Source organism: Chitinophaga ginsengisegetis, assembly GCF_900168065.1.
In the GTDB taxonomy this organism is placed as follows: domain Bacteria; phylum Bacteroidota; class Bacteroidia; order Chitinophagales; family Chitinophagaceae; genus Chitinophaga; species Chitinophaga ginsengisegetis.
Genome location: NZ_FUZZ01000006.1, coordinates 127,979 through 152,126, shown reverse-complemented (window position 1 = coordinate 152,126; position 24,148 = coordinate 127,979). Strand labels below are relative to the sequence as shown.

The 24,148-nt window shown below is 44.4% G+C and carries 15 protein-coding genes; 5 read left to right on the top strand and 10 right to left on the bottom strand.

What is annotated here, in order from left to right; all coding sequences use genetic code 11:
- Window positions 1-80 precede the first annotated feature (80 nt).
- Window positions 81-584: a hypothetical protein gene (locus B5Z18_RS29810; RefSeq protein WP_079473231.1), complete on the top strand. Its 504-nt coding sequence runs from the start codon at window positions 81-83 to the stop codon at window positions 582-584.
- A 390-nt stretch (window positions 585-974) separates the two neighbouring features.
- Here B5Z18_RS29810 and B5Z18_RS29805 read toward each other — a convergent pair whose 3' ends face one another.
- The 4 genes from B5Z18_RS29805 to B5Z18_RS29790 form a co-directional block, all read right to left on the bottom strand.
- Window positions 975-2,312, bottom strand: coding sequence for a glycoside hydrolase family 99 protein (locus B5Z18_RS29805; RefSeq protein ID WP_079473230.1), 1,338 nt, complete (start codon window positions 2,310-2,312; stop codon window positions 975-977).
- A 71-nt stretch (window positions 2,313-2,383) separates the two neighbouring features.
- Window positions 2,384-3,073 carry a DUF3823 domain-containing protein gene (locus B5Z18_RS29800; RefSeq protein ID WP_079473505.1) on the bottom strand — a complete coding sequence of 230 codons (690 nt, stop codon included), beginning with the start codon at window positions 3,071-3,073 and terminating at the stop codon, window positions 2,384-2,386.
- 23 nt (window positions 3,074-3,096) lie between these two features.
- Window positions 3,097-4,980 carry a RagB/SusD family nutrient uptake outer membrane protein gene (locus B5Z18_RS29795; protein ID WP_079473229.1) on the bottom strand — a complete coding sequence of 628 codons (1,884 nt, stop codon included), beginning with the start codon at window positions 4,978-4,980 and terminating at the stop codon, window positions 3,097-3,099.
- An 11-nt stretch (window positions 4,981-4,991) separates the two neighbouring features.
- A complete protein-coding gene (locus B5Z18_RS29790; protein WP_079473228.1) occupies window positions 4,992-8,132 on the bottom strand; it encodes a SusC/RagA family TonB-linked outer membrane protein in 3,141 nt (1,046 codons plus the stop codon).
- 737 nt (window positions 8,133-8,869) lie between these two features.
- Between B5Z18_RS29790 and B5Z18_RS29785 the strand changes: the two genes are divergently transcribed.
- The gene (locus B5Z18_RS29785) at window positions 8,870-11,425 is read left to right on the top strand and encodes a Kelch repeat-containing protein (RefSeq protein ID WP_159454483.1); all 2,556 of its coding nucleotides are present in this window, start codon (window positions 8,870-8,872) and stop codon (window positions 11,423-11,425) included.
- Window positions 11,426-11,480: 55 nt separating this feature from the next.
- On the opposite strand, the gene B5Z18_RS32645 is transcribed toward B5Z18_RS29785, so the two are convergent.
- The 3 genes from B5Z18_RS32645 to B5Z18_RS29775 form a co-directional block, all read right to left on the bottom strand.
- Complete coding sequence (locus B5Z18_RS32645; protein WP_159454482.1) at window positions 11,481-11,618, bottom strand: hypothetical protein; 138 nt, start codon at window positions 11,616-11,618, stop codon at window positions 11,481-11,483.
- Between the two features lie 157 nt (window positions 11,619-11,775).
- The gene (locus tag B5Z18_RS29780) at window positions 11,776-12,336 is read right to left on the bottom strand and encodes a sterol desaturase family protein (RefSeq protein ID WP_200817391.1); all 561 of its coding nucleotides are present in this window, start codon (window positions 12,334-12,336) and stop codon (window positions 11,776-11,778) included.
- Window positions 12,337-12,643: 307 nt separating this feature from the next.
- A complete protein-coding gene (locus B5Z18_RS29775) occupies window positions 12,644-13,327 on the bottom strand; it encodes a hypothetical protein (protein ID WP_079473225.1) in 684 nt (227 codons plus the stop codon).
- 221 nt (window positions 13,328-13,548) lie between these two features.
- Here B5Z18_RS29775 and B5Z18_RS29770 point away from each other — a divergent pair, with 221 nt between their 5' ends.
- From B5Z18_RS29770 to B5Z18_RS29760, 3 genes are all read left to right on the top strand, one after another.
- Complete coding sequence (locus B5Z18_RS29770) at window positions 13,549-13,911, top strand: hypothetical protein (RefSeq protein ID WP_079473224.1); 363 nt, start codon at window positions 13,549-13,551, stop codon at window positions 13,909-13,911.
- 195 nt (window positions 13,912-14,106) lie between these two features.
- Window positions 14,107-15,468: a DUF3863 domain-containing protein gene (locus tag B5Z18_RS29765; RefSeq protein WP_079473223.1), complete on the top strand. Its 1,362-nt coding sequence runs from the start codon at window positions 14,107-14,109 to the stop codon at window positions 15,466-15,468.
- A gap of 229 nt (window positions 15,469-15,697) precedes the next feature.
- On the top strand, window positions 15,698-18,187 hold the full coding sequence (locus B5Z18_RS29760; RefSeq protein WP_159454481.1) for an alpha-L-rhamnosidase-related protein: 2,490 nt from the start codon (window positions 15,698-15,700) through the stop codon (window positions 18,185-18,187).
- Between the two features lie 115 nt (window positions 18,188-18,302).
- On the opposite strand, the gene B5Z18_RS29755 is transcribed toward B5Z18_RS29760, so the two are convergent.
- The 3 genes from B5Z18_RS29755 to B5Z18_RS29745 all read right to left on the bottom strand — a co-directional run bounded on the left by B5Z18_RS29755 (window position 18,303) and on the right by B5Z18_RS29745 (window position 24,137).
- A complete protein-coding gene (locus B5Z18_RS29755; RefSeq protein ID WP_079473221.1) occupies window positions 18,303-19,127 on the bottom strand; it encodes a phytanoyl-CoA dioxygenase family protein in 825 nt (274 codons plus the stop codon).
- 66 nt (window positions 19,128-19,193) lie between these two features.
- Window positions 19,194-22,289, bottom strand: coding sequence for a glycosyl hydrolase (locus tag B5Z18_RS29750; protein WP_079473220.1), 3,096 nt, complete (start codon window positions 22,287-22,289; stop codon window positions 19,194-19,196).
- A gap of 69 nt (window positions 22,290-22,358) precedes the next feature.
- Window positions 22,359-24,137: a RagB/SusD family nutrient uptake outer membrane protein gene (locus B5Z18_RS29745; protein ID WP_079473219.1), complete on the bottom strand. Its 1,779-nt coding sequence runs from the start codon at window positions 24,135-24,137 to the stop codon at window positions 22,359-22,361.
- Window positions 24,138-24,148: the final 11 nt, after the last annotated feature.

Sequence of the window (24,148 nt, the reverse complement as noted above, 5' to 3'; positions counted from 1 at the left end):
AAAAAGGCGTAATAATTACGATAACAACACGAAAGTAAAAGTAAATCTTTAGTTATCCAAATTTTATCCAAATAATTATTATGGCACGTCCCAAAGGAGATGGTTATACCCCAGATTTATTTGATCAACAATTTGTAAAAGTTCTCTTTGACCTTCAAACACGTGGAATTTCACTGGCTAGAAACGAGCGCAGGCTTGAAACTTTAATTGGTGTAACGAAGGGGGCAATTTGGAAAGTCAAAAAATCTGAAACAGGTATATCAAAGAATAAAAGGGATAATGTGGTGAAAGCTATGCAGAATATTTTTGGTGTAAATCCTTTGTTTTTTGGGAAACAAGAAGCAGAAATGTATAATAATGGCAGTCCCAAAATTGAATATGAAGACATTAGTGAGTCTCCTGTTAAAAACATTCTGACCGCTGGTGATCATTTGGAACTTCAGCGCCTACGAATAATAAACGAGACACTACGCGATCAAATAAAATCCAAAGATCAGCAGATCAAGGCTTTACAGGAACAGATATCAACCCTTCAAAAATTGATCGATTTGTATGAAAATTCTGCCAAATTTTCTGCCAAATGAATTGAATATTTTATAGAAACCCTTATTACTAGGGCGATTTGTTCTTTTAAAATAAATTAATTATGAGCGGTACTAAATCGGGTTCAACTCCCATCTGGGGTACAACTTAGGAGTGACGCTCCGAAAAGAAAGGTCTCATCGATATCGATGAGACCTTTTTATTTTAAAATCAATGAATTATACCTGACGACTCCTTCGATAGAAGCGGTTCGATATAGCCCCTCTTTAAACACCAGATTATGTTTGAACGCCCTCTTGATTAAAGATGGTATACGGCACGTTTGATGGTTCTACAAATAAACCGGCTCCGTGTATAGATGCCGGTCTATGGCCTTTTGCAGATTTACTTTATTTACTTCTCCCGAAATATCAACCATTTAAGGATAAAGATTATCTCACCGGCTTGGTGGCGCTGTATCCGCCTTCTCCGTGGAACCAGCGGCCAGCCTGCCCGGTGAGCCATAAATAATAGTCAGAAGAAAGGTCATCTTCTATGCCCACAAACCGTTTGTCTGCATGCAAAGGCAATTCACTTTCCCTGGCGCATTTATAGATGGCCGTGCCCTCATCGATCTCATCAAACATTGCTACATATAAAGATGATGCCCCCGACAAACGGGCACCGGCGATCTGCTTCCATAGGAAATCGCCCTTGAGACGCGGAATGGAATTATAAGAGGCTGGATCGTTTTTTAAGTTTCCCCAACTGAAACCAGGGAACACCAAGGGCACATAATCTACTTTGTTAGTATTGCACCATTGGATGTCTGCCGCCAGTTCCACACCCGCTACATTGGAGTAGTTGTTGTTATCATAACGCCCCACTGCCCACGGCATAATGATATCGGAACGTTTAATGAGAGCATGCAGCTGCGCAGAATTTTCGGTATCATTTTTCAGTGAGCGCCAATAATAAGGCACACCCAGCATCACAGATACTTTGTTGCCTTTACCTTTTAGCTTTGTTACCAGCTGATCTACATTGGCAATGGTGTATTTCCTGTTATCATTAAATCCAACACCCCATATAGACAACAACGGTTTTCCGTTATGCCGCACATAGGTAGGATGCTTTTTATTATCAAACAGGGAGAATAAAGTCTGTAGTTCATTCCAGTCTTCTTCAAGGTAAGCCACATCTTCGCTGGTACAGCCGCTGAGGTCATACATGATACAAATGGCGCGCTGGTATTTTTCGGCTGCTTTCAGCGCATTCTCCAGCACTTTGTTGAAATGTCTTTTCCCTTTTACATTCGACGATTTTATTTCCCCTACAAAGCGTTGCATAAAAACGCCATCGATGCCGTAATCTTTCATCCATTTGAAATGGAGGTCTACGCTTTCTTCATCATAAGGACTATACAAATAAGCATCTGTACCACCGGGAAACTGAAAAGGAGATTTATACTTTTTGACGTATTCGCTCATGTCCGGCCAGAAATCTACCGCGGAGCAGCCGGGTAAGAATCCACCACAACTACCGTTCTGATAGTGATACCAGCCTCTTTCGGAAGCATCGCCTTGCGCAGCAAACCAGCCCTGGTAGCCTGCCATCACGAGGTTTTTATAGCTCTTGTATAAACAACCTGTTTCGTCGTACACCACTTCTTCGCTTCCCGGAGGATTCTCCGGTGGCGCCGTATTATCGTTGCTTGTTTTGGAGTTCTTTGAACAGGCGGTTACCGCGCAAATCATCCATATGCAAAAAAGCCAACTCATTTTTTTCATAACATTATTTTTTAGGGAGATGGAAAGAAGTCCCGCCTCGCAGCGGGACACGCTTTATTATTGGGGATGAATCAGATATCCAGTCTTACCGCCGGCCGGTAGTTAGGCTTGGCCTCACCGGCATCGATGAGGGCGCCTACACGGAAGTAGTATTTGTTACCGGGTTTCAGGATAGAACTATTCGCTGCCAGATCAATCTCCAGGGTATACACCTGCGAAGGGTCACTCACAGCGTTGAGTTGTATTTCGGATGCTACCAGCCGCATCGGCTCTCCCACTCTCGCGTCTGAGTGGGCATACAGCCCGATCTTTTTCACGTTGTTGGTAACATTCTGTTCCAGCTTAAACGTGGCGACCACCTTCGTACCCGTTTTCAGAATACTCACATCGTTTACGCGGATATAGGGTGTCACAGAAAAGTCGAGCGTGGTTTGTCCGCTGATGTTCACCACCTGAGAATCAACCGGAAGAAAATTACCACGTACGGGCGTTACCGTGTACGTGTTGGCAAACAGCATACTGTTGGCGTAAGTACCGTCTGTTTTAACGATCAGCGCCTGCGGAGTGCGGGAAGCATATCCATGTTCTATAATTTCAATAGTAGTTCCAAGTATGATGTCCTGCTCAATCAGCTCCTGGGTTTTCACATCCACGAAGCGGCCGGAGAGTCCTGCCGTAGGTCCGTCATAGTTATCTTTTTCACAGGAAGCCAATCCTGCTGCCAGTGCAACGATGAAGAAAATATATCTTAGCTTTTTCATAATATCTTTTTTAGAATCACACATTAATACTGCGGGTTTTGTACCAGGCCGTTGGAGCCGATGCCCGGAATAGGCCGGTAGTAAGACTTAGGCTGGAACGTTTGGGTATTTGAATTAGGCACATTCACCCTTACGAAGATGTACTTGGTAGCGGGCAAAGCGCGGAGGTCCTGTAATGGCAGCAGGGAGTGCTTCAGGCGGTTATTGAATTCAGTATGATATTCTCTTCTGCGGATCAGGTCCCAGAAACGCTTGTTTTCAAAGGCCAGCTCCACTCTGCGTTCCCGTTGTACGTTATCTGATGTTAATGGAATATCGGTGGTATGCGCCGCTCTTTTACGGATATCATTCAATGCTTTGGCAGCGAGGGCGGCATCACCGGTGCCGCTTTCCACTACTGCTTCTGCGTAGTTGAGCAATATTTCCGCTAACCGGAAATCTATAAAATCGGTGGTACTTTGGTTCCATCCCGGAACGATCGGCGCCGTTTGATTCATGAATTTCTTGAAAGAGAAACCGGTACGTGTGTTGTTACCACCGTAGGTGTCAAAGCCGGAGTACATGCTGGTACTGGCTGCACCATAGGTATAATAGGTAGTACCGTTGATCACCATATGTTCATTGGTTCGGATCACCGCGTTGCCATCGGGTTTTACGTAACCTGCCTGGATGATGATAGGAATACTTTTCCAGAGCGTAGACGGTAAGATCGCGGTTCCCCACAAACGTGCATCTTTCTTTTTGAAGATGTCGTTGGGAGAATCAAACTGAATATAAGTGCGGCCGGCATTAAAACCGTTATAGTCTGTTATATTTCCATCGGTGGAAGTAACTATCGGCGCAGAATGACCGGGATTATCATAACTCTCATAGGTATCCACCAGGTCGAGGGTCGGATTCATTCTACCAGGGTGGGGCCAGCCATTGGCCACCTGTGCTGGCTGATACCAGATATCATAGTTGTGGCCCAGGAATGCGCCGGGTAAGGTATATCCTTTTGCAAAGATCACTTCTTTATTACCGGGGTCCTGGAACAGCAGGCGGTAGTTTTCTGCCGCAGCTTCCGCGTTAGCAGGATTGGGCATAAACAGTTCAAATTTACCGGCATTCATCAGCGCCAGGGAAGCGGTTTTGCAAGCTTCATAGTAGCCGTTGGCCAGCGATGCATCGAGTCCTATCAGTTTGTCGTTTACCGCTTGTCCGGACATCGGCGCACGGTTGCCGAATTTCGCCAGTGATGCAGCGTGTAAAGCGGCTCTTGACTTCAGCGCATAGGCTGTCCATTTGGAAGCCCTTCTGCTAACCCCATCTCCCAGGTTATTGATAGCCTGATCACACAGTTCCAATACATAATCCCAGGTTTGCTGTTCGGTGCTTCTGGCTACTCTCAGGCTGGCGGCATCGCCGGTGTATTGCTGGGATGCTTTGATAAGGGATACGCCCCCGTATCTTTTGGCGAGTGCAAAATAGGCATAGGCTTTAATAAAGGCGCTTTCGCCCGTTAATGCAGCCTTTTCATCCTCCCGGATTTTCAACGTAGGAATGGCGTCTATCAACAGGTTTACGTCGCGGATCAGTTTATAGGAGCCTTCCCAGCAATTAAAATCGCCATCTCCCACAAAATCACCAAACTCTGAATGTACCGCTTCATCTGTTGCCATGGCAGGCGCAAACCCACCGTTGTTGGGATCTCCGCTGTTCCAGTTAAACCCGTTCCGGAAATAGGTAAAATCCTCTACCGGTAGTTGGTAATAGAGATTTGCCATGTATAATTTCACGCCTTCCGGATCGCCAAACAGGGCTTCCGCCTGGATTTTGTCGGTAGGCTTCAGATCCAGGACTTTGTTACAGCCGGAAAAGAGGATGCCTGTCAACAGTATAATAAAGGAAAATTTATTGGTAGTCATATTGCGAGCTTTTAGAAGTTGACGTTGATCCCGAAATTGTAATTCTTCGTGAGGGGATAGTTGAAACCGGCGTTGAAGAGGCCTTCCAGTCTTTCCGGATCAAACGCTTTTACAAATGGATCTGCGATTGTGAAGAGATTAAAGCCGTTGGCAAAAACGCGGATCTTTTGAATACCGCTGCCACGCAGCAACTGCGGACCAAAAGTATAACCCAGTTCCAGGCTTTTTAATCTCACATAGGAAGCGTCTTTTCTCCATACGGAGCTTTCTGCATACATCTTACCTACGTCGCCATTGAAGCGGGAAGCCGGCCATTTGCCAGGGATCCATTCGCTCTTGGGATCGTAGGGGTCTGCTTTATGCCATCTGTCGAAGAAGTAGGCGGGCGTGTTACCCCGGAAGGCCAGGATTTCTGCATATACTTCACTAAAGCGTACGGTGTACATCGCTGAACCCTGAAACAGCAGGTTCAGGTCGAAGCCTTTGTAGGCAGCGCCAATAGAAAGACCGTAGTTAATTTTCGGATTCTTGCCGCTTGGGTTCTGGTTATCGTTGTCACCTACGGCGCCGGTAAACATCGGTGTCATATCCTTATCATCCACTACCCCATCGTTGTTGAGATCGGCGTATTTAAAATCGCCGGGCAGCTCGCGGATGTTGGCCTGACCACCATTCTGCAGGGGCCAGTTGGCAATTTCGTCGGTATTCTGGAATTGTCCCTGGTAGGTATATCCCCAGATCACATCGTTGTAGCGATAGTCTCTGGCATTTCTCCATTTATCATAGCTGTTCTGGTATTCGCCTCTTTCCACATACAGGTTTTGTGCGCGGTAGAAGTTGAAGTTGGCAGAGATATTATAGGAGAATTCCCCTATACGGTTGTTGTGCGTAATGGTAAATTCCACGCCCTGTACCCGGTCGCTGTTCAGGTTTTCTTCCGGTAGGCCGGCGCCGAAGGTATTTGGTAAAGAAACATTTCTTCTGGCAGGTAATCCGGTCCTGGTTTTACGGTATACATCCGCTTCGAGGCCCAGTTTGTTATTCCAAAGACCGATGTCTATCCCCAGATCTGTAGTGGTATTCACTGCCCAGGTGAGGTTGGGGTTGGTGATACCGGGAGCCGCTGCGCCGTTGGTCAGACTACCATTTACAAATTCATACCGTCCGCCGCCGGTGGTGGAAAAACCTGGAATCCATTGGAAAGGACCGCCGATATCTTCTCCCATTTTACCGTGGGAAGCACGCAGTTTCAGGTTAGACAACGCGGGGATTTTGCTTTTCAGGAAGGGCTCTTCTGATATTCTCCAGCCGCCGGAGATCACCGGGAAAAAGCCCCATCTGCTGTTAGCAGGATAGGCATAGTTACCCATATAACGGAAGGCAAATTCCACCAGGTATTTGGAATTATAGTCGTAATTAAAACGGCCCAGCAGGGATTGGTAGGCCGACTGTCCTTCGTTACCGCCATTGGTCATACCGGCTTCGCTGGCGCCGCCGATCTGATCGGTGGTGTAGAAAGTATATAATCTTCTCAGGTCTCCATTGCGGTTCCAGGATTGCTGTTGTTCAAATACCAGGGAGCTTCCGATATTATGCTTACGGGCAATACTGGTGTTGTAATTCAACTGTGTTTGCAGGGTCAGGCGGTTACCATTGCCAAAGCCATTGCTGATAGCGCCAGTACCGACACGCTGCGGTGACACGATGTATTCCTCATTCACATAAGTATAGAGATTATAAGGCCTGGACACATCTTTTCCCTGATAGCTGTTCATATCGTAGGCTGCCAGTCCTTTTATGGACAGTCCCTTTACAAAAGGAACGGTGTACGTCAGTGCCAGGGAAGATTGTATGCTCCTGTTTACCGCTTCGCTATAGCCGGTAGCATTTCTTTGCGACAGCAGCAGCGGGTTCTGATTAGAAGGTGTTACCACAGCAGGGTATTCCGGGTTGCCGTTGGCATAAGGCTGCTCAGTAGGCAGGGTTACACGGGTACCTTTAAAGATGTTGAAGAAATTCTCTCCGGGGGCTGTTTTCTTGTCATAGCGGCCACCGATGAGTACTTCTGCTTTCAGGTTTTTCGTAAGCTCCGTGGTGATATTGGAGCGCAGGTTGAAGCGTTGATAGTTCAGGTCGTTGCTACGCAATAACCCACCTTCACCAAAATAACCGAGGCTCACGAAGTATTGGGTTTTGTCGGTGCCGCCAGTGGCCGACAGATTATGCTGGTGCTGGGTAGCGGCTTTCTTCATGGTTACGTCGTACCAGTCGGTGCTGCCGTAGCCGGGAGCGCCATCGATGTATTTCTGCAATTCTTCTTGAGAGAGGAAAGGGGCGCCGGTGCCGAGTACGGCCGCATCGTTGCGCATCTGCATCCATTCGGATGCGTTGGCCATGCGGGGAACATCTGTTGGTTTCATCATACCAACGGTACCTGAATAGTTGAAAGCCGTTTTTCCTTTCGCGCCTTTCTTTGTGGTGACGATCACCACCCCATTACCTGCATTAAATCCGTAGATGGCGGCAGAAGCATCCTTCAGGAAGGAAATGCTTTCTACGTCGTCGGGATTGAGTCGCTGGAATTCGGCAGACCCATCTCTCACAATACCATCTATCACGTACAGGGGTGTTCCGAAGCCGCGTATATTAATCATATTATCGAAGTTGCCCGGTTCACCGCCCAACTGCCGTACCATGAGGCCGGCCACCTTACCCTGTATTTTCTGGGCGAGGCTCACGTTGGTGGAGGTTTGTATTTCACGGGCGGTGATGTTGGATACAGCGCCGGTGAGAGTTTCTTTTCGTTTGGTACCATACCCTACTACCACAACTTCCCCGAGCTGGTCTTCTCCGGCAGTCAGACTAACGTTGATGGTGGTACGGCCATTAATTTTCTCGATGGCGCCTTTCATCCCCATGAAAGAGAAGGCGAGTTCAGTGGCGCGGGCATCTACTGTGATACGGTATACGCCATCGGCGTTGGTAGTAACGCCGGAACGGACAGGTGCATTATCAATCACCGTTACGCTCACTCCCGGTATGGGAGCGCCGCCGTTGGTATCGGTGACTTTACCGGTAATAGTCCTTTGCTGGGCAAGTACACCCAGTGGACAGATACATATTAAAAGGAATAGGTAATAGATTTTTTTCATAACGTTACGATTGCATTGGAGAAATTTGTTTTTGCACAACAGTCAACCCATGGTTCTTTACCTGGGTGATCATCACCCGGTATTACGGTGGAAAAAAATGGGCACAGTACATCATATTCATGCTCGATTTTGGTGACTAAGTATAAAGGGTAATATCAACACATATTTTACGCAGCCATCAGGGGTGCATATCAGCAAAACGTTTTAATAAGGAGGTTGTCTGATGGATGCATGACATCCGGGATATGCCTGTCCGAAGGAATAAAAGTTGCTTCATGATCGTGGAATCTTTTACTAAAATATGCTGCCGCAATAAATTAACGAGCTTCTAATAAACCGGCTAATGAATCGACTAATTGGGAAATTAATTTTTAAAAATCAATACAAACAACTGATTATCAATATATTAAATTCAATTAAACATGCATGTAAAATGTCCGTTATGAGCAATATTTAAAAAAGTGGAATAATTAATTATTCTTTGGAATAATTTTATAATATTGCTCCGGGGATAATCAGATGTAGCATGTAGCGCTAAAAAGTACTCTACAAGAGAAGTAAATAGATGATTACCCTGATCAACCAAATTTTAAAAACCTACTGGCATAAAACAGGGCAGACACAGTTCATGTGTTAATTATCTATTGTTACTGTTCACGTTGATAGAAATTCCGATATTAATTACGCCAGCGTATTAGCCGGGAAATTATTTTATACTCCTTATTAGAATGGATCGAATGATTAGATATATCTTGTGCGTATGCTTTTTTCTTGCTGGCCACGAGGGGTATTGCCAATCACATGGATTGCAGTTCCTGAGCCATGAGGTGGTACAGGAAAAACGAACTTCCCTCCATCTCACCCCCAACACACCTATTTGTTTACAGCCCAACACGGAAATATCTTTTGATCTTACCTTTCTTCCGCATCACGAAACCTATTTCGGGTATATTATGCGGTTGATCACCAGTACCCACCAGAGTATTGACCTGGTATATAACCAGCGGCTGGCCCGGCTCAATTTTGTTATCGGGGAGAATTATATCGGAGGATATGATATTGATTCGGCCAGGCTTTTTGGCAACTGGAGCCAGGTACGTATTACATTCGATACGCAGCTGCGGGAAGCGTCATTTTATATGAATGACCGTTTGATCAGCAAGGGGAGGGGCAACTTTACAAGTGGCACCTGTTGCAATATCTATTTTGGCGCCAACGACTTCGAAGGATTCCAGACACTGGATGTTCCTCCTATGAATATCAAGGATATCCGGATCCGGGAAAACGGACAACTGAAACATTATTTTCCTTTATCCGAAAGCAAGGGAAACGAAGCCATTGATGAAATAGGAAAGAAAGTGGCCCAGGTCAGGAACCCTTTATGGATCCAGCCCAAACACCGGAGATGGGAAAAAGCCGTCGACTTCGACACCAAAGGGGCTGCCAGTATAGCATTCGACAGCAAGCGCGAAGTACTGTATGTGGTATCAGTGGATTCCATTTACGAATTATCTTTCAGCAACATGTGGCTCAAAGGGGAAAAACTCTCCCGCAGCCGGCAACGGTTGCCTTCCGGTAATCAGTCTGTTTTTGATCCGGTTAATAATAAACTGTATAATTTTTATGTAGATGAAAAACGGGTCAGTACCTTCGATCCTGCTTCAAAAGAATGGGACGTTAACTTTACCACGGATTCACTTACCGTATTCTGGCAGGTGAATAAATGCTATTCTCCGTCCGACTCTTCCCTGTATATACTGGGTGGCTATGGGCAACTACAATATAAGAACCTCTTGCAACGCTATCACTTCCCTACCAAAACCTGGGAAATAGTCCCTTATAGTGGGGATAGGCCCATGCCACGCTATCTGAACGCACTGGGTATGAATGCTACCAGGGATACCATTTATATTATTGGAGGTTATGGCAGCAAATCGGGCGACCAGGGCATTAACCCGCAGTACAGCTACGACCTGATGGCGTACAGCGTTAAAGACCGCCGTTTTCACACAGTGCTGGAATACCCGAAACCGGCCAAACAATTCTGTTTTGCCAACAGCATGGTCACCATACCGGGTAGCAGCGATTTCTATGCACTCATTTATCCGACTGATAAATTCAACACCACCCTGCAACTGATCAAAGGTAACTTCTCTTCTTCCGAATATAAGTTGATGGGAGATGCCATTCCCTATTCATTTTACGATATCGCCTCTTTTGCAGATCTGTATTATTGTCCACTTAGTAAAAAACTGGTGGCGGTCACCCTATACAATTCCAAAGAAAATATTACCAACGTTAAAGTACATACGATATTTTTCCCCCCAGATCCGGCAGACTCCCGGATGACCACCTCTATGGAAAAAAAAGAATACTGGTGGTACCTGCTGGCGATGGCAGCGGTGGCAGGATTGGGTGGCTGGTACTACTACCGCAGAGGAAAATCTCCCATCAAAAATACAGCGCGGGTGGCAGTGCCACCGCCGGCTATCACCCATCCGTTTGCTGACAACGGAATACCCACGCCACCCACCACCATTCCCCCTGTGACAGAGAGCCGCGAAATTGCTGCGGTGTTTCTCTTTGGTCCGTTTGAAGTATTTGACGCACAGGGCCAGGATATCACACAACATTTCACGCCGCTGCTGAAGGAGTTATTCCTGCTGCTATTGATCTATTCATTGAAAGATGGCAAAGGCATTTCTCCCGAAAAAATGTATACGACCCTATGGCCGGATAAATTGCAGAAAGATGCCAAGAATAACTACTCCGTCAATATCTTAAAACTGAAAAACCTGCTGGAAAAAGTAGGCAATTACCAGTTGATAAAAGAAGCGGGTAAATGGCGGCTGGACATACTAAACGAATCTATCTACGTAGACTATCAGCAATATATCAGGCTGGTAGCCGCCCGTGTGCCGGCAGACCGTACCCGGATGCTGGAACTACTGCATATCGCCGGCAGGGGCGCTTTCCTGAAAACCAGTCAATACGAATGGCTGGATCATATTAAAGCCGATATATCCAACTATATTACAGATGCCATCCTCTCTTTTATGACCGCAACCGATATGAGCCACGATGCGGAATTGATGGTACGGCTCAGCAACTGTCTGTTCTTTTTTGACACCCTGAATGAAGAGGCATTGGTATACAAGAGCAAAGCATTGATCCTGCTGGGAAGACATGGCATGGCAAAAGAAGTGTATCAGCGGTTTACAAAGGAATACAAGGAAAGCTATGGACAGGATTTTGAAAGGTCATTCCAGGAGATTACGGGGCATGCACATTAAGATAAGCAGATGGTTGCTGGGGTTACCTTGTACACAACCACCTGCTGCCGACATCTTACTTAGAATCAAATACATGTTCTACCGTCACCTGCTGTTTTTCCAGCTGTAACAACACCTCACTCAACATGGGCACCGGCGTGGCAACAGCCACCCGCTTTATGGAAGGGAAGGAAGATACTGGTTGTACAAACACGGTTTGCGCAGTACCGGCAAACTGGTGATAGCGGGGCAGCTCAGAATGGTAATGATCCCGCTGTCGGAAAGACAGGCTTTCCGGTTTCTCAACCTATATAGTTAAATATATAAAAATATTAATCAAATTTCTCTCTCTTATCCCGAACTCACGTTAATTAAGCTTTATAAGTTCCAAACATTCGGTCCCAAATAGAGGTATAAAAACCAAAGTTTCTTTGTTCGTTTAAATGGTGTTGGTTATGAAATTTTGTAGTCCCTAAAAATAATTTTTCCGTCCATTTTGGAAAGAATTCTCGGTTTAGGTGACCGATAGTTCCCCAAATCAAATTGATGAACAGATAAATCGTAATGGAAAAAATAGAAAAATCATGCAACATAAAAACAGAGATCATCATCAATCCAAAACCTAAGGTTTCAAACGGATGTAGCACAAAAAGGCTCAAGAAATTAGTACTCGTATGTTCGTGATGTTTCCGGTGTAAAATTTTATAAATAAACGGATGATGCACCATGTAATGAAAAATATACATCATCAGGTCCATCACCAAGATAATGGTTACAATTTCAATAAGAACTGTCAAGATAGTTTTAGATTCATTTAATGTAATCCATTCCGATTTCCATAAATAAACACCAATCAACATCACAACAATATTGAGAGATAAAGTTAAAAAACTTACATACAAATCAGATTTTAGAAAAGGATGATCAATCATTTGAATCTTATTTTTCGAACAGGTTTTATCAACAAAAAGATAAAATCCAATAGAAAACAAATACAAAAATGTATTGGATATCAAACTGAAAATAATCCATTCCAACCAAGATAGATTTTCAAAAAATAATAGAAAATTCAAAGCGCAGGTGATTTAAAATTTGAATTTTTAAAAGCTCGATGTAAGCTGTTGGTAATTTACACTCCAAATTTTTCTCTGCATTTCGTAAAACATCATCAGCTAACATTGCTTGAGTGTAGGGCAAATATTTTGGGATACTCCAAATGTTTTTTAAGTTCTCGTTTTTTCATTTAATTTCATTCTTCCATTCTGCAGCCAAAGTTTCTACATAGTCCACAAAATTTGTAATGTTGTTTATTTTATAAAATGTATATTCCGGTTGGTTTTCTAAAGCTTCAACATTGTCAAAACAATGGTCACCGGCAAAAAGCAATACTTCCTTGTTTTTCGGGTTATATAAGGTCATATTTCCGTTCGCCTCCTCAACAAAACAAATCAAATCCTTAAAATCTATTGGTTGTTTGTTTTCCCCGTTACAAATTTCTTCATAAGTTTCCTCACAACCTCCAATTCCGGTGAAACATCCAGATTGGGTAAACATGAAGTTTTGGTTGTTAGAAAGGCTCGGTTCAGGCTGGTTGTAAGACTCATGAATTCCCCCTATTTCACTTAGTAAAAGCTCATGTTCTTCGATTAACTTAAATGTTGTGCTGGCATTTTCTTCAACTTTATTTAACCAACCACAACTTGAATCATCTTTATTTGTCCACGAAAAAAGTTTGTATGGTTGGTCGTTTATTTTCAACTTTAAAATTCTTGCCTGATGCAATAGCTCAGTTAATAAAGGAAAGGTACTGTTAAAAGTTTCCGATAATTGAAGTTCATTTTCAGTATATAAGAATTCAACTTTATCGGATGCCTCGAAAAACCACTTTTTATTGTTCTTAAATGTTTCAAAGTCTTTGTTCATTCATGTGTTCTTTTTGTGATGATCTTTGCAATAAGAACAATTGACAGTTCTCCGTATATTGCTAAATTAAAGATTTTATCAACTAATTTCTCTTTCGTTACTCCAGGAATTTCCGAAATTGTAGATGTATATATCCAAAGTAGCATTAACAGTCACCATTTTTCTGGCACACTCGCACCCACTTTTCCCGGCCTGGCTATTGTTGATCTCCTTTACCTTTAATGTTAGTGGCGATTTACAGGTTCCTTAAAGTGGTCTCTGAAAGGCAGTCGACAGAAGTTGTTTCGCTAAGTAAAGAAGGCTTTACCAGCTTCTATTTCGGTTCTGCTTTATTTTCAGAAATACGCTCCATTCGGGTTCCTGTAAGAGAAATAGGACTATTGGGGGGAACACAGTGCGACTATTACAAAAAAACTGATGCTGATTTTCCTTACCTGGAGTTTTCGATCACCACTCAGGATGGAAAAATGTTAAATTGGATATTGAATGAGTGGGGTGGGCTTTATAACTCAAAAGAAGACTTTTCAACTTTCTTTAACTTTCTCACAGCAGTAACTGATCAGCCGTATCAACTTTATGAGTAAAACGGACCCAGACTTTATTGATTTGAAATCTGTCTCAATTAAAACCGGTGATTTCAAGGGCTTTTTGCTAAATTTCAGATAAGTAACAATGACTTTCGATCCTGTTTTGTGACGATTGCCACGACGCTTGCAGAGATCAGGACAGTACAGGAAAGTTAAACGAAAAAAAGAATTTAAATTGGCTGTTTTACAGCTATGCATCTATCCAGAAAAAATTTTCTACGAATATCTTCCGTATTTGCCGCAGGTACACTGGCAGGAACACCCGGCCGCGTACTATCTTCTATACTTGCACCCGGAGCCGGTAACCTGATGGGCAATCGCTTCCTGACCTTCAACTGTGTTATCCGTGTTAACCAGATAGAAGTTGCAAGAGACAAAAATGTTGGGATGGACGAACGGGAAATGCACACTCCCGAACGTTTAAAGGCTTTCCGTGAAGCAGTGGAAGCAGGCTTCCCCGGCGCAAAAATGACATGGGCGTTCAGCTGGCTGGCATTGAACGACATGACCGACAATTACGTGAAGATAAGGGAACAAGTCAGGGAATGCCACCATCGCTATGGCGATGACGTTACTTTTATACCCGGAGCATATTTTGCCAACGCCTATAATTCAATAGAGCAGGTGAACAAAGACCTGCATGATGGTATAGCCCTTGCATCGGGAATAGTGGGCAACGGCTATCGCCCCAAAAGCATAGTGGCCGGGTTCCTGGCTGCAAAAAATATGCAGTACCTGGCAGAAACGGAAAACATTCATGTGTGCCAGGGCAATATCTGGAGTCAATTCTCTATCGACAATCAGGACGGAGATGGCTCCGTATGTTATCCTTACTATCCCTCCAAAGAACATTTCTGCAAACCGGCTCAGGGCAAATCTGACTTCATCGACTGTGTGAACCTGGACGGCTGGACGGTGGATTTCATGGCAGCGAGAAGAGCTGGCTTTGCAGAGCATTTTAACAGCAGAATGGGTGTAGGGCCGATAGAGACTATCGGGGCATTCGGAGCAAGCACTGGTCTCAAAGAAATGATGCACAGTACTGCTATACACTTCGATACCGGCTACCAGCTGAATGGCTTTGCATGGGTAACCAATTGCTGGGAACTAAGCCTGCCTATCGATGTTTCAGGCTTGAGGGACTGGCTGAGCGCCATCAAAACCCGCTGGCCCGCTACACGGGTAATCACGCAGGGTGAATTCGGGCTGATCTGGAGAAAACATTTTACATCCAATAATTTCAATTACCGGTTTACAGAAAGAGGGTCCGGCATTGGTGGATCAGATGCAGACAAAGAGATACGCTGGTTCATGAACAAGGATTTCCGGCTGGCGCTGTTACGCAACTGGCAGGAATCCGCACCGGAAAAAGTGGTCGACTTTACCCGTTATGATGTTCCTGCAAAAGAGCCGGATACCCTTACCCGTAAATGGAGTCTTCTGGGTGAGATAAACCAGAAAGGAACACGGCCACAGGACACGCCGATACCGTTAGACCAATTGAGCGCAAATGACAGGGCGCTGATCCGCCGCCGGGTGCCAGATCTCCGCTAGATACCTTTTTTTATGGCGTTGCCGGAATGTTACCTCCTTCAGCTTTTTGGGGTTAGGAAACTGGCAAAAAGTACAAATAAAAAACGCTTTCATATAAAAACGCTCTTAATATTCGGACGTAAATTAGCTGGTGCAGGCAGGCCAACCTGAGGATATTATTGATTTTATAAACAATCTTTACCAGCACTGTTATGCCAGTGGGCTCCCGGTGTTCAATTCCATCCCGTTTATGACGCGAATATTAGCAATTATTATCAGTTTCATTTTGATCCCCGATCTATGTTTTTCGCAAAATGGTATTCTACACAACCGGGCTGCCAAAATAATTACAATTACCACTCCTGATCAAAAGCTTTCCATCAGAATTGACTATTCAAAGGGATGCATTATTAAACAGGTAAACCTGCAAAATAAAAATACGATATCATCTTCGGGTGTATACACCGGTGTCACTGCAGGAAGTGGAACCGCCTCATCTGCTGATCAAACAGGCGATATTAAAATAACAAATACCCCGAAAGGCATATCGCTAAGTGGTATCACCTACGGAACCAGGGCGCTTCAAATTAAAGAAACATGGGACTTTACTATCAAAGGAGATAAAATAACCTGGGATATTACCCGCAACTATAGCACAACAACCGACCTGGAAGACATGGCCTTTCCAAAATGGAATTTTACAGATCTATCCGTTTGGAAAGGAGGAATTATTGATAACGGTGGGATGGTTTGGTGCAAATACCTAAAGCAAATTAACGATACCTATGGCGTTCATACCGGTGGCGTAACATTCTGGAATGCTGATTCGGGAGATGCGTTAAGGATATCGCCTCAACCAGGAAGCGCAAATAAAATGGCTTCAAAATATTCCCACAGCGAAAATGGCGAGTTCACTTTTACACAATTGCTAACTGACTCCAAATTGCAGCAACGCCATCACCTGAGCCGCTTCGTATCACAAAAGTACGATGTATTTGCTCCCTTCCAGGTAAAAAAAGGACGCGTAAAGCTAAGCCTGGAACTACAATACATTGATTACAATAAGGAATATGCAAGAGGAACGCTTCCCGGTATTGATGCAACAGCAGTACGCGAGCTTTTAAATACAACCGGGCGGTATGGTGTGGTAGACAACAATATAGTAGGCGCAAATGGCTGGCTCACCAACTGGAAATGTTTGCATGAGCCATTTTTTGCACAGATCGGGATGGCATTGAATGATCCGCACTATATAAAAAACCTGGCGGCAACATTGGACCAGGAAAGAGATCAGGCGATGCTCAACGATGGTCGTGTGTTATCCCGCTGGCATAATGTACCCGGCGATGAAATTCCCGGCACATATAACCCGCAAACAGGCTATTATGAAGCCATGTGGGGATATACCATTGATTCACAAACGGGCTATGTGATCAATACAAGCGAACTGTTTGAGTTGAATGGTGACCTGCAATGGCTGCGAGCACATCAGGCAAGCTGTGAAAAGGCGCTGGACTGGCTGATAAAACGGGATTCCAACAACAACGGGATCTATGAAATGATGAATAACAGCGTAGCGGAAAAAAAGGCAAGCGACTGGTTAGACATTGTTTGGGCAAGCTTTGAAAACGCTTTTGTAAATGCGCAATTATACGAAGCATTAACGCTATGGGCCAAATGTGAAACGATTTTAGGCAATCCTAAAATGGCCGGCCATTATTCAGCGATAGCTGCCCGTCTTAAAAGTGCATTTAACAGGCCGGTTGATGAAGGTGGCTTCTGGTCGCCGGCCAAACAGCAGTATGTGTACTGGCGTGATAAAGACAACACCATTCATGGCGACAACCTGGTTACTCCTGTAAATTTTGCTGCCATTGCCTTTGGATTGTGTGACGACAAGGAACGCATAAAACTCATTCTTGATCAAATAGAACAAAGAACAACGGCAGAACACCTGTTTCACTGGCCGCTTTGCTTCGATTCCTTTAAAAGAGAAGAGGTAAGCGATGGCAACTGGCCTTTCCCTAAATATGAAAACGGAGATATATTTCCCACATGGGGATATCTTGGTATCAACGCCTATGTGAAATATGATAAGCACATTGCGCTTAAATTCATTAATCATCTCCTTGATCAGTATAAAAAAGACGGACTCTCTTCGCAGCGCTACAGCAGAACAACCCAGCTTGGACTGGGGGATGATATCCTGGCTGGCATCTGTACCAGCATTACAGCGTTATACAAGGATATTTACGGCCTTCGTCCAAAATGGAACAGGATGGGGCTGGAACCCAATATGCCTGAAACCCTGAACGGAACGAAGTTTTCATATATCCACAGGCATACCGTTTATCACCTTGAATTGAGCGTTAATGATTATTTAATGAGCACCGGTAGCTTTTCTGTAAAAAGTAACGAATCTTTTGGTGCAGATAAAAGCGGGAACACGCTTAAGTTCTACCCTGGTAATAAAGATACTGCGCAACTCCTGGTTCGTGCAGATCCGGGCAATCGTATTGACATGAAAATTACTTCGTGGAAGAATGATGTATTTGCATGGACTATTTCATCACACGGCAACTATCAATTCACCATTAATGGATTGCAACCAGGCTCAAAATATGAAGTAGTAACAAACAAAGATATTACCCGGCTTCAGGCAAATAACAATGGCAGCATTTCCCTGAATAAACATTGTAGTACGCCTGTTAACTTTTCCGTCAGGGAAATATCTCATTAAGCTCCTCCTTTCAATCAAACATAAACATATAAAACCGGGGCCCTGAAAGAACCCCGGTTTTATATGTTTTACACAGTTTATGGAATTTACTTTGAATCAGCATTACCTGGTGGGCCTATTGAATCCCGGCTGTATAAATCAGCGGGTTCTGTGCATCATCATCCAGCAGATCCCCGACTTTCAACCTGGTTACCTGCGCATCACTTAATATATTCTTTATGCCGTTAAATCTGGCGCCATCAGGCATATAAGCGCAGGTCATCGCCCTGCGGAAGCCATTGGTCATATTGGCCCCGGCGCCGTGTATTGTTAAACCATTATGAAAAGAACAGCTACCCGCCTTCATGGGCGCGGCAACAGCGCTTTTAGTTACAAGCTGTGGGTAAACCTGGAATATTGCATCCATATTTTTCCCGATAGCCTGGTTTTCAAAACCGGTTTCATGATAAGATCCGGGAATAAAATACAGACACCCGTTTTCATTTGTAGCGTCGTCTAAAGCTACCCATATTGATAGTGCCCGCTTATCGGTGAACGACCAGAAAGGCGTATCCAGGTGCCACGAAGTAGGATTGGCCCAGGGACGTTTTATGAGCACCTGGTCATGCCAGATCCGGGTACCCTCCCACCCTGCTAATTCTGCGGCCATTTTGCCCAATCTCTCATCAAGCATAATCTGCCTTGCCGCATCGTTTGTTTGCCAGATATTAATCATCTGGTCAAACACCTTTCCAAAATATTCACTTTCCGTATTGATCCCGTCGTCTTCGCCCATTTTTTTATCACTACCGGGCATTTTCCTGCCATCTCTCTGTTCAACGGCCTCCGTAATAACCTGCCGCCAATGGGAAAGTTCTTCCTGGTTAAGAAAGTTCTCAATTAATAAAAATCCATCTTCCCTATAAGATTGAATCTGCTTTTGCGTGAGTAACGTGTTCATATATATGCAGCTTTTTTTAAAAAATATCAGGCACGCCAGGCAAATGCCTGTAAGCCCATAGTATTATTATTTTGCCTGTATTAACTTAACGGGGCCTAACAAACCAGCGTCATATTTACTAAAATCGGGCACACCTACCCAGCCCCAGGTGCGGAGCTTGCCCAGATCCGATTTCATCCACATTTCATTAACCATCAGGTTCCCGACCCGTATTCTTATTTTATTTTCTCCCTCCTGCAGGTATTTGGATATATCAAATACAAAGGGCGCCCATAGCCGGTCTCCAACGGGTTTATCATTTACAAATACTTCCGCCATATACTTTACATCACCAAGATCTATTGTAGTCCTGGTATTTACATCTTTCAGCACAACAGGTATTTCATAATCAATATATCCTGAATACTGCTGAAGTCCATAGGCATACCAGGATTGCAGGGGGCAGTTTGCTTTACTGCCAACAATAAATTTCAACGGGGCAGTCAGCGTCTGCTCACTTTTGACGGACCTTGCAAACGACAGCAACCGTGCATCAGCAGGCAAGTCAATTGACGCCGCCGCCACGTCTGTTTTTACGCCATCCATCCAAACCGTTGTGCCAATCATATTATCAGGGAACACTACTGTTTTTGCACCAACTGGTATATTGACCCTCCAGTAGCGGTAACCAGTGGCATCATTATCCTTTATTTCATCTTTCTGCCCATCCCCGTTCCGTTTTTGCGCTGTCATAAAACTGGTATACTTCCATTTTGAATCATTATATGCCAACAACATAAGATCTTCGCTTAACCCGTTGCCGGCTAACGTGAATGAAGTGGCCGTAGTTTTATAAACAGTGTCTTTCCCCGGATAACTGATGGTCCATTTATCATCGAGCTTAATTTCTTTTAAATCAGATTCATGCTGTACCAATGGATTCATATCGCTTGTTCCGGGCTCAAATACAAGCCAATAACCTTCGTAAGGTTGTAAAGTCATTTTTACCTTGTTATATCCCTTCTCCTTCACGTATGCAACGGGTGTACGTTCACCGGTTTCGCAATTCCATATCTGCGCCATGCCATCGCCATCCCTGAACCAGGCTGAAAAATTTCTCACGGTATCGGAGTTATTGGCAAGCCAGTAAAAGTGGTTATTGGAAATAGTTCTGTGAGCAGTGTAGAGCCGGCCTGAGTTTTCCAACCGGATCTGTGGCCGGACCCTTTCATTCAAAGCAGTAACCATTTTACTCAGCCTGTCTTTATCTCCCGACAGATCAATAACATTGGGCAACCGCTTTAATGCATTCATCTGGCTAATGATCAATGCATCCTTCATGCCTTTCTCCGGCGATCCTTCGGGTGTTGTACCCAAGAGCAGCACAACGCCACCCTTTTTAGCAAATTCAAGTATCTTACCTGATACGGCATGAGAAATAACACAAGCCGGTGGAAGAACGATCGCCGAAAAGTTGTGGTCATTAATAGTGATCTTTGCACCGCTATTATTGGCTCCTGTTTTTCCTTTATCCAGGTAATATTTATCAGCGATTAAAAAGTCGATGTTATTTTTATTTAATTCTCTCATAGCATCGGAGTACACCTGGTTGATCTCGAGTGAAAGCGTATCCCAGATTTCTTTGCCTTCCAGCAGGCCAAAATTTTCCTCATGCGTAAAAAAGCCTTCAGCGTTTGCCCAAATACTTTCAAGCGGGTTTACCAGGAGAACATCCGCCACAAGCTTACTTTGCCTGTTTACAAAAGCAGCCCGCCTCGAAAAGTCCGTCCAGTTATGCAGATAAGGCCAATATGGATTTTCGGTAAACCAATCCGGCGGATACGGATCCTGTTCAATTTTCCGGTTAACGTTAATTCCATGTGGCACCACGTGGTTAATACCAAATGATGTAATAGAATTAATAGTCATTTTCATCATAGCGGGTGTTTGCTCCCATCCTGCAACGCCCATAATTTCACTCATAAAAGGACGATCTTCCAATTCGGCTACTGTTTGCACTTCCTTAAAATCATGAACATCCTGCGATTTCATTAAAAGACAATCCGTTCCGGGCATAGTTGCTGTTCTTGTAACGCGCATAAAATCGCCCATGGCGGCAGTTTGTAACAACAATGATTCTTCCCACAGATTGGAGATGTAATACATATTGTATTGTTTGAGCCAGTTCACCAAAGGCTCAAAGTAACATTTGTTATATACGTCTGAAACAACATCAAACCAATCACAACGGGCTTTTGCAAACAAACCGTTGTTGTCCTTTTCTGTTAAAAGTGGAAGCCATAAACGGATATCCTGTTTTTTCATTTCCTTATACCGTTTGGCAAGATATTCTGACCACGCCATCCGCCAGCCATAGTCGCCTTCATTGTCAACAAAAACGCCAGGAATTGTTTTCCCCATATCATTTGCAAATTTTTTGGCGTACTGCGCGTGAACAAGCGGGATGAAAACTTCCATTAATCCGGGATCGAGATAGTTAACTTTCCCACCATCAATTCCGGGATGGAATCTTTTTGTGTAAGTATACACCACCCATTCGCCCGGTGGCGCCGTCCATTTGAAATGGCTTCCTTCTCCAATGATCCGCAGCGATGCAGCATCAATGGCATTGCCGGCTATTTTACCTGCCACGGCAAAATCTGTTGAATCATAATAAACGGTCGATTTCTCCGTTACCTTATACCGTTTCCAATCCAGGTATTTTGCCTCCAGTTCAGGATGCTGCGCTAATACCCGTCCTGCTGCCTGCCCGCTTGGCCAGTCATATTCATCACAATACCCCAGGGTAAATCCTTTGTTCTTTGCTGCCTGCATGGCATTCCCGAAACTGTTGAACCAGGGTTTTTCCAGGTATTGCTTATATGGTAATGAAGAAAATGCCGGATTTAAGCGATCCATTGAACCCCGGGGATGTGCATATCCGGGGTTCAGTCCCTGCTTCATCATTTCCTCTGCCATAGCAGCCGTAAAATGCTCATCCCTGATGGTATCATCCCAGAACCAGAAAGTATGGGGAGCATAGAACATTGGAGGGCTAACAAACATTTGTTGAACCGTTTTGGGGTCGCTATACTTTTTTTGCCATTCAGATTGCCCGGATATATTCAAAGTAATTGTCAGCAGGCAACCGGTAAAAAGGATGTTCAGATATGTATATTTCATTACTGTTTTGAGTTAATAACTGGTATGAATATTATTTTCAATAAAAATCCATCAATGCTACACGCGATATTAATTATAGCCGGGGTTCTGCACTAACTTATCGTTCTTATTCATTTCACTCCTTGCGATTGGTAAAAAGTAGGCCTTATTATCCCACTTTCCACTTGTGATCTGCACCGGGGTAACAGTGGGAATGGTGGCAGTTGTATGATCGGGATTCAGTTTGTACACAACATTAACCCCATGCATTGGGTGATAGGCTTCCGGCCCGATCATCCAGCGGCGCACATCAAAAAAGCGGTGGTTTTCGTACACCAGTTCAATACGCCTTTCATTCCGGTATCTTGCTGACAGGGCCGCGCCGGCGTCCATTACATCAGGCATGGCCGCTTTTTTCCTGATCATATTAATGTAGGTGCGTGCTTCCGCCTCCTCTCCTAATCCAATACAGGCCTCTGCATAATTGAGTATGATTTCGCTGTAACGGATGAAGCGCCAGGTGAGGTCATCCTGGTGATTTACATACATATCGGTTTTGCGGTTTATAAATTTGAGCATACAGGTACCGGTATTATTATAACCGCCTCCATAAACCACGCTGTTCCTGCTATCTAACCCATACGTATACACGATTTTATTAGCGGTAGCATCCCACTTTTCCCAGGTACCTACCTGCAAAACTCCTACGGGGTCGGCTGTCAGTAAGTTGGATGGCCTTGACCTGAACGTGGCACCCTCGTATAAAATGGAAGCATAAAAACGCGGGTCCCTGTTTTTATATGGTTCAAGATTCTGTGCAGGGTTGGTTCTGGAGAATTTAGTGCCATCACTCATTTCATAAGCGTCTACCAATTCGCTGGGGGCGCCGTTTGTTTCAATACCGCCATATCCATTTGGGAAAACCTGCCAGTAGTCAGCTCCCTGGTTTACGGAGGCATTGTAATAACGGATAAAGATGTCTTCTATACTATTTTTTGAGATAAACAGGTTCTCATAATTCTGAACGGCCTCCTCTGTTGATGCAGGACCGGGCTGATACAAACCGTATATGCCCAGGTCTATTACAGCCTTAGCGGCGGCTTTGGCCGCCTGCCAGCGTTGCTTCCTGTCGCCATCTACATATCCCAGGAGCTCAGGGTTGGAAAACCCGGAAAATGTTGTATTATGAAGATCGCTGGCTGCATAAAGCAATACTCTTGATTTAAGCGCCAAAGCGGCGCCTTTTGTTACTCTTCCTTTGTTGGCACCTGTATTCACCAGGGGTAATAATGCAGCCGCCTTATCACATTCGCCGGAAATAAACTGCACGCACTCTGCATAACTGTTCCGCGCGGCGGAGAAATCGTCTGTTAATTTATAGGATTTCGTAACCAGGGGTACACCGCCAAAATAACTGATGAGCAACTGATAATACCATGCCCTGAAAAAAGTGGCTTCGCCCTTCAACCTGTCTTTCAGTGTAACGCCATCAATCAGCGCCGGATCATCCGGCAATTTGTCTATATTTTCCAGGAATATATTGCAGTCCCGGATAGCGCTGTACCTGCCGTTCCAGTCGCCCCAGCCTGCATTATCAGGCGACATCAGCATGTTGCTCATATTATAATCATTTCCCCCATCATAGCACCTGGCCTCATCTACAGCCAGCGAAGTCATGAAGAACGACCAGGGGTTCTGGTTATAAATGCTGTTCATGTTCAGTTGTATCAGGTTGGGATCAGACCAGACATCCACTTCTGTAAATTGTGTGGAAGGTTTTGTATCAAGGAAACTTTTGCCACATGATGTTAGCAGCAGTGATATAAACCCGGTAGCGATATATATTAAGTTTGAGTTTCTGTAATTCATACACTTTTGAT

Bases quoted from the DNA above. Each gene is read 5' to 3' on its own strand.
- B5Z18_RS29805 (WP_079473230.1), bottom strand. From the start codon at position 2,312: ATGAAAAAAATGAGTTGGCTTTTTTGCATATGGATGATTTGCGCGGTA.
- B5Z18_RS29790 (WP_079473228.1), bottom strand. From the start codon at position 8,132: ATGAAAAAAATCTATTACCTATTCCTTTTAATATGTATCTGTCCACTG.
- B5Z18_RS29750 (WP_079473220.1), bottom strand. From the start codon at position 22,289: ATGAAATATACATATCTGAACATCCTTTTTACCGGTTGCCTGCTGACA.
- B5Z18_RS29810 (WP_079473231.1), top strand. From the start codon at position 81: ATGGCACGTCCCAAAGGAGATGGTTATACCCCAGATTTATTTGATCAA.
- B5Z18_RS29765 (WP_079473223.1), top strand. From the start codon at position 14,107: ATGCATCTATCCAGAAAAAATTTTCTACGAATATCTTCCGTATTTGCC.
- B5Z18_RS29780 (WP_200817391.1), bottom strand. From the start codon at position 12,336: ATGATTGATCATCCTTTTCTAAAATCTGATTTGTATGTAAGTTTTTTA.
- B5Z18_RS29745 (WP_079473219.1), bottom strand. From the start codon at position 24,137: ATGAATTACAGAAACTCAAACTTAATATATATCGCTACCGGGTTTATA.
- B5Z18_RS29770 (WP_079473224.1), top strand. From the start codon at position 13,549: ATGTTAGTGGCGATTTACAGGTTCCTTAAAGTGGTCTCTGAAAGGCAG.
- B5Z18_RS29755 (WP_079473221.1), bottom strand. From the start codon at position 19,127: ATGAACACGTTACTCACGCAAAAGCAGATTCAATCTTATAGGGAAGAT.
- B5Z18_RS29800 (WP_079473505.1), bottom strand. From the start codon at position 3,073: ATGAAAAAGCTAAGATATATTTTCTTCATCGTTGCACTGGCAGCAGGA.
- B5Z18_RS29795 (WP_079473229.1), bottom strand. From the start codon at position 4,980: ATGACTACCAATAAATTTTCCTTTATTATACTGTTGACAGGCATCCTC.
- B5Z18_RS29775 (WP_079473225.1), bottom strand. From the start codon at position 13,327: ATGAACAAAGACTTTGAAACATTTAAGAACAATAAAAAGTGGTTTTTC.
- B5Z18_RS29785 (WP_159454483.1), top strand. From the start codon at position 8,870: ATGATTAGATATATCTTGTGCGTATGCTTTTTTCTTGCTGGCCACGAG.
- B5Z18_RS29760 (WP_159454481.1), top strand. From the start codon at position 15,698: ATGACGCGAATATTAGCAATTATTATCAGTTTCATTTTGATCCCCGAT.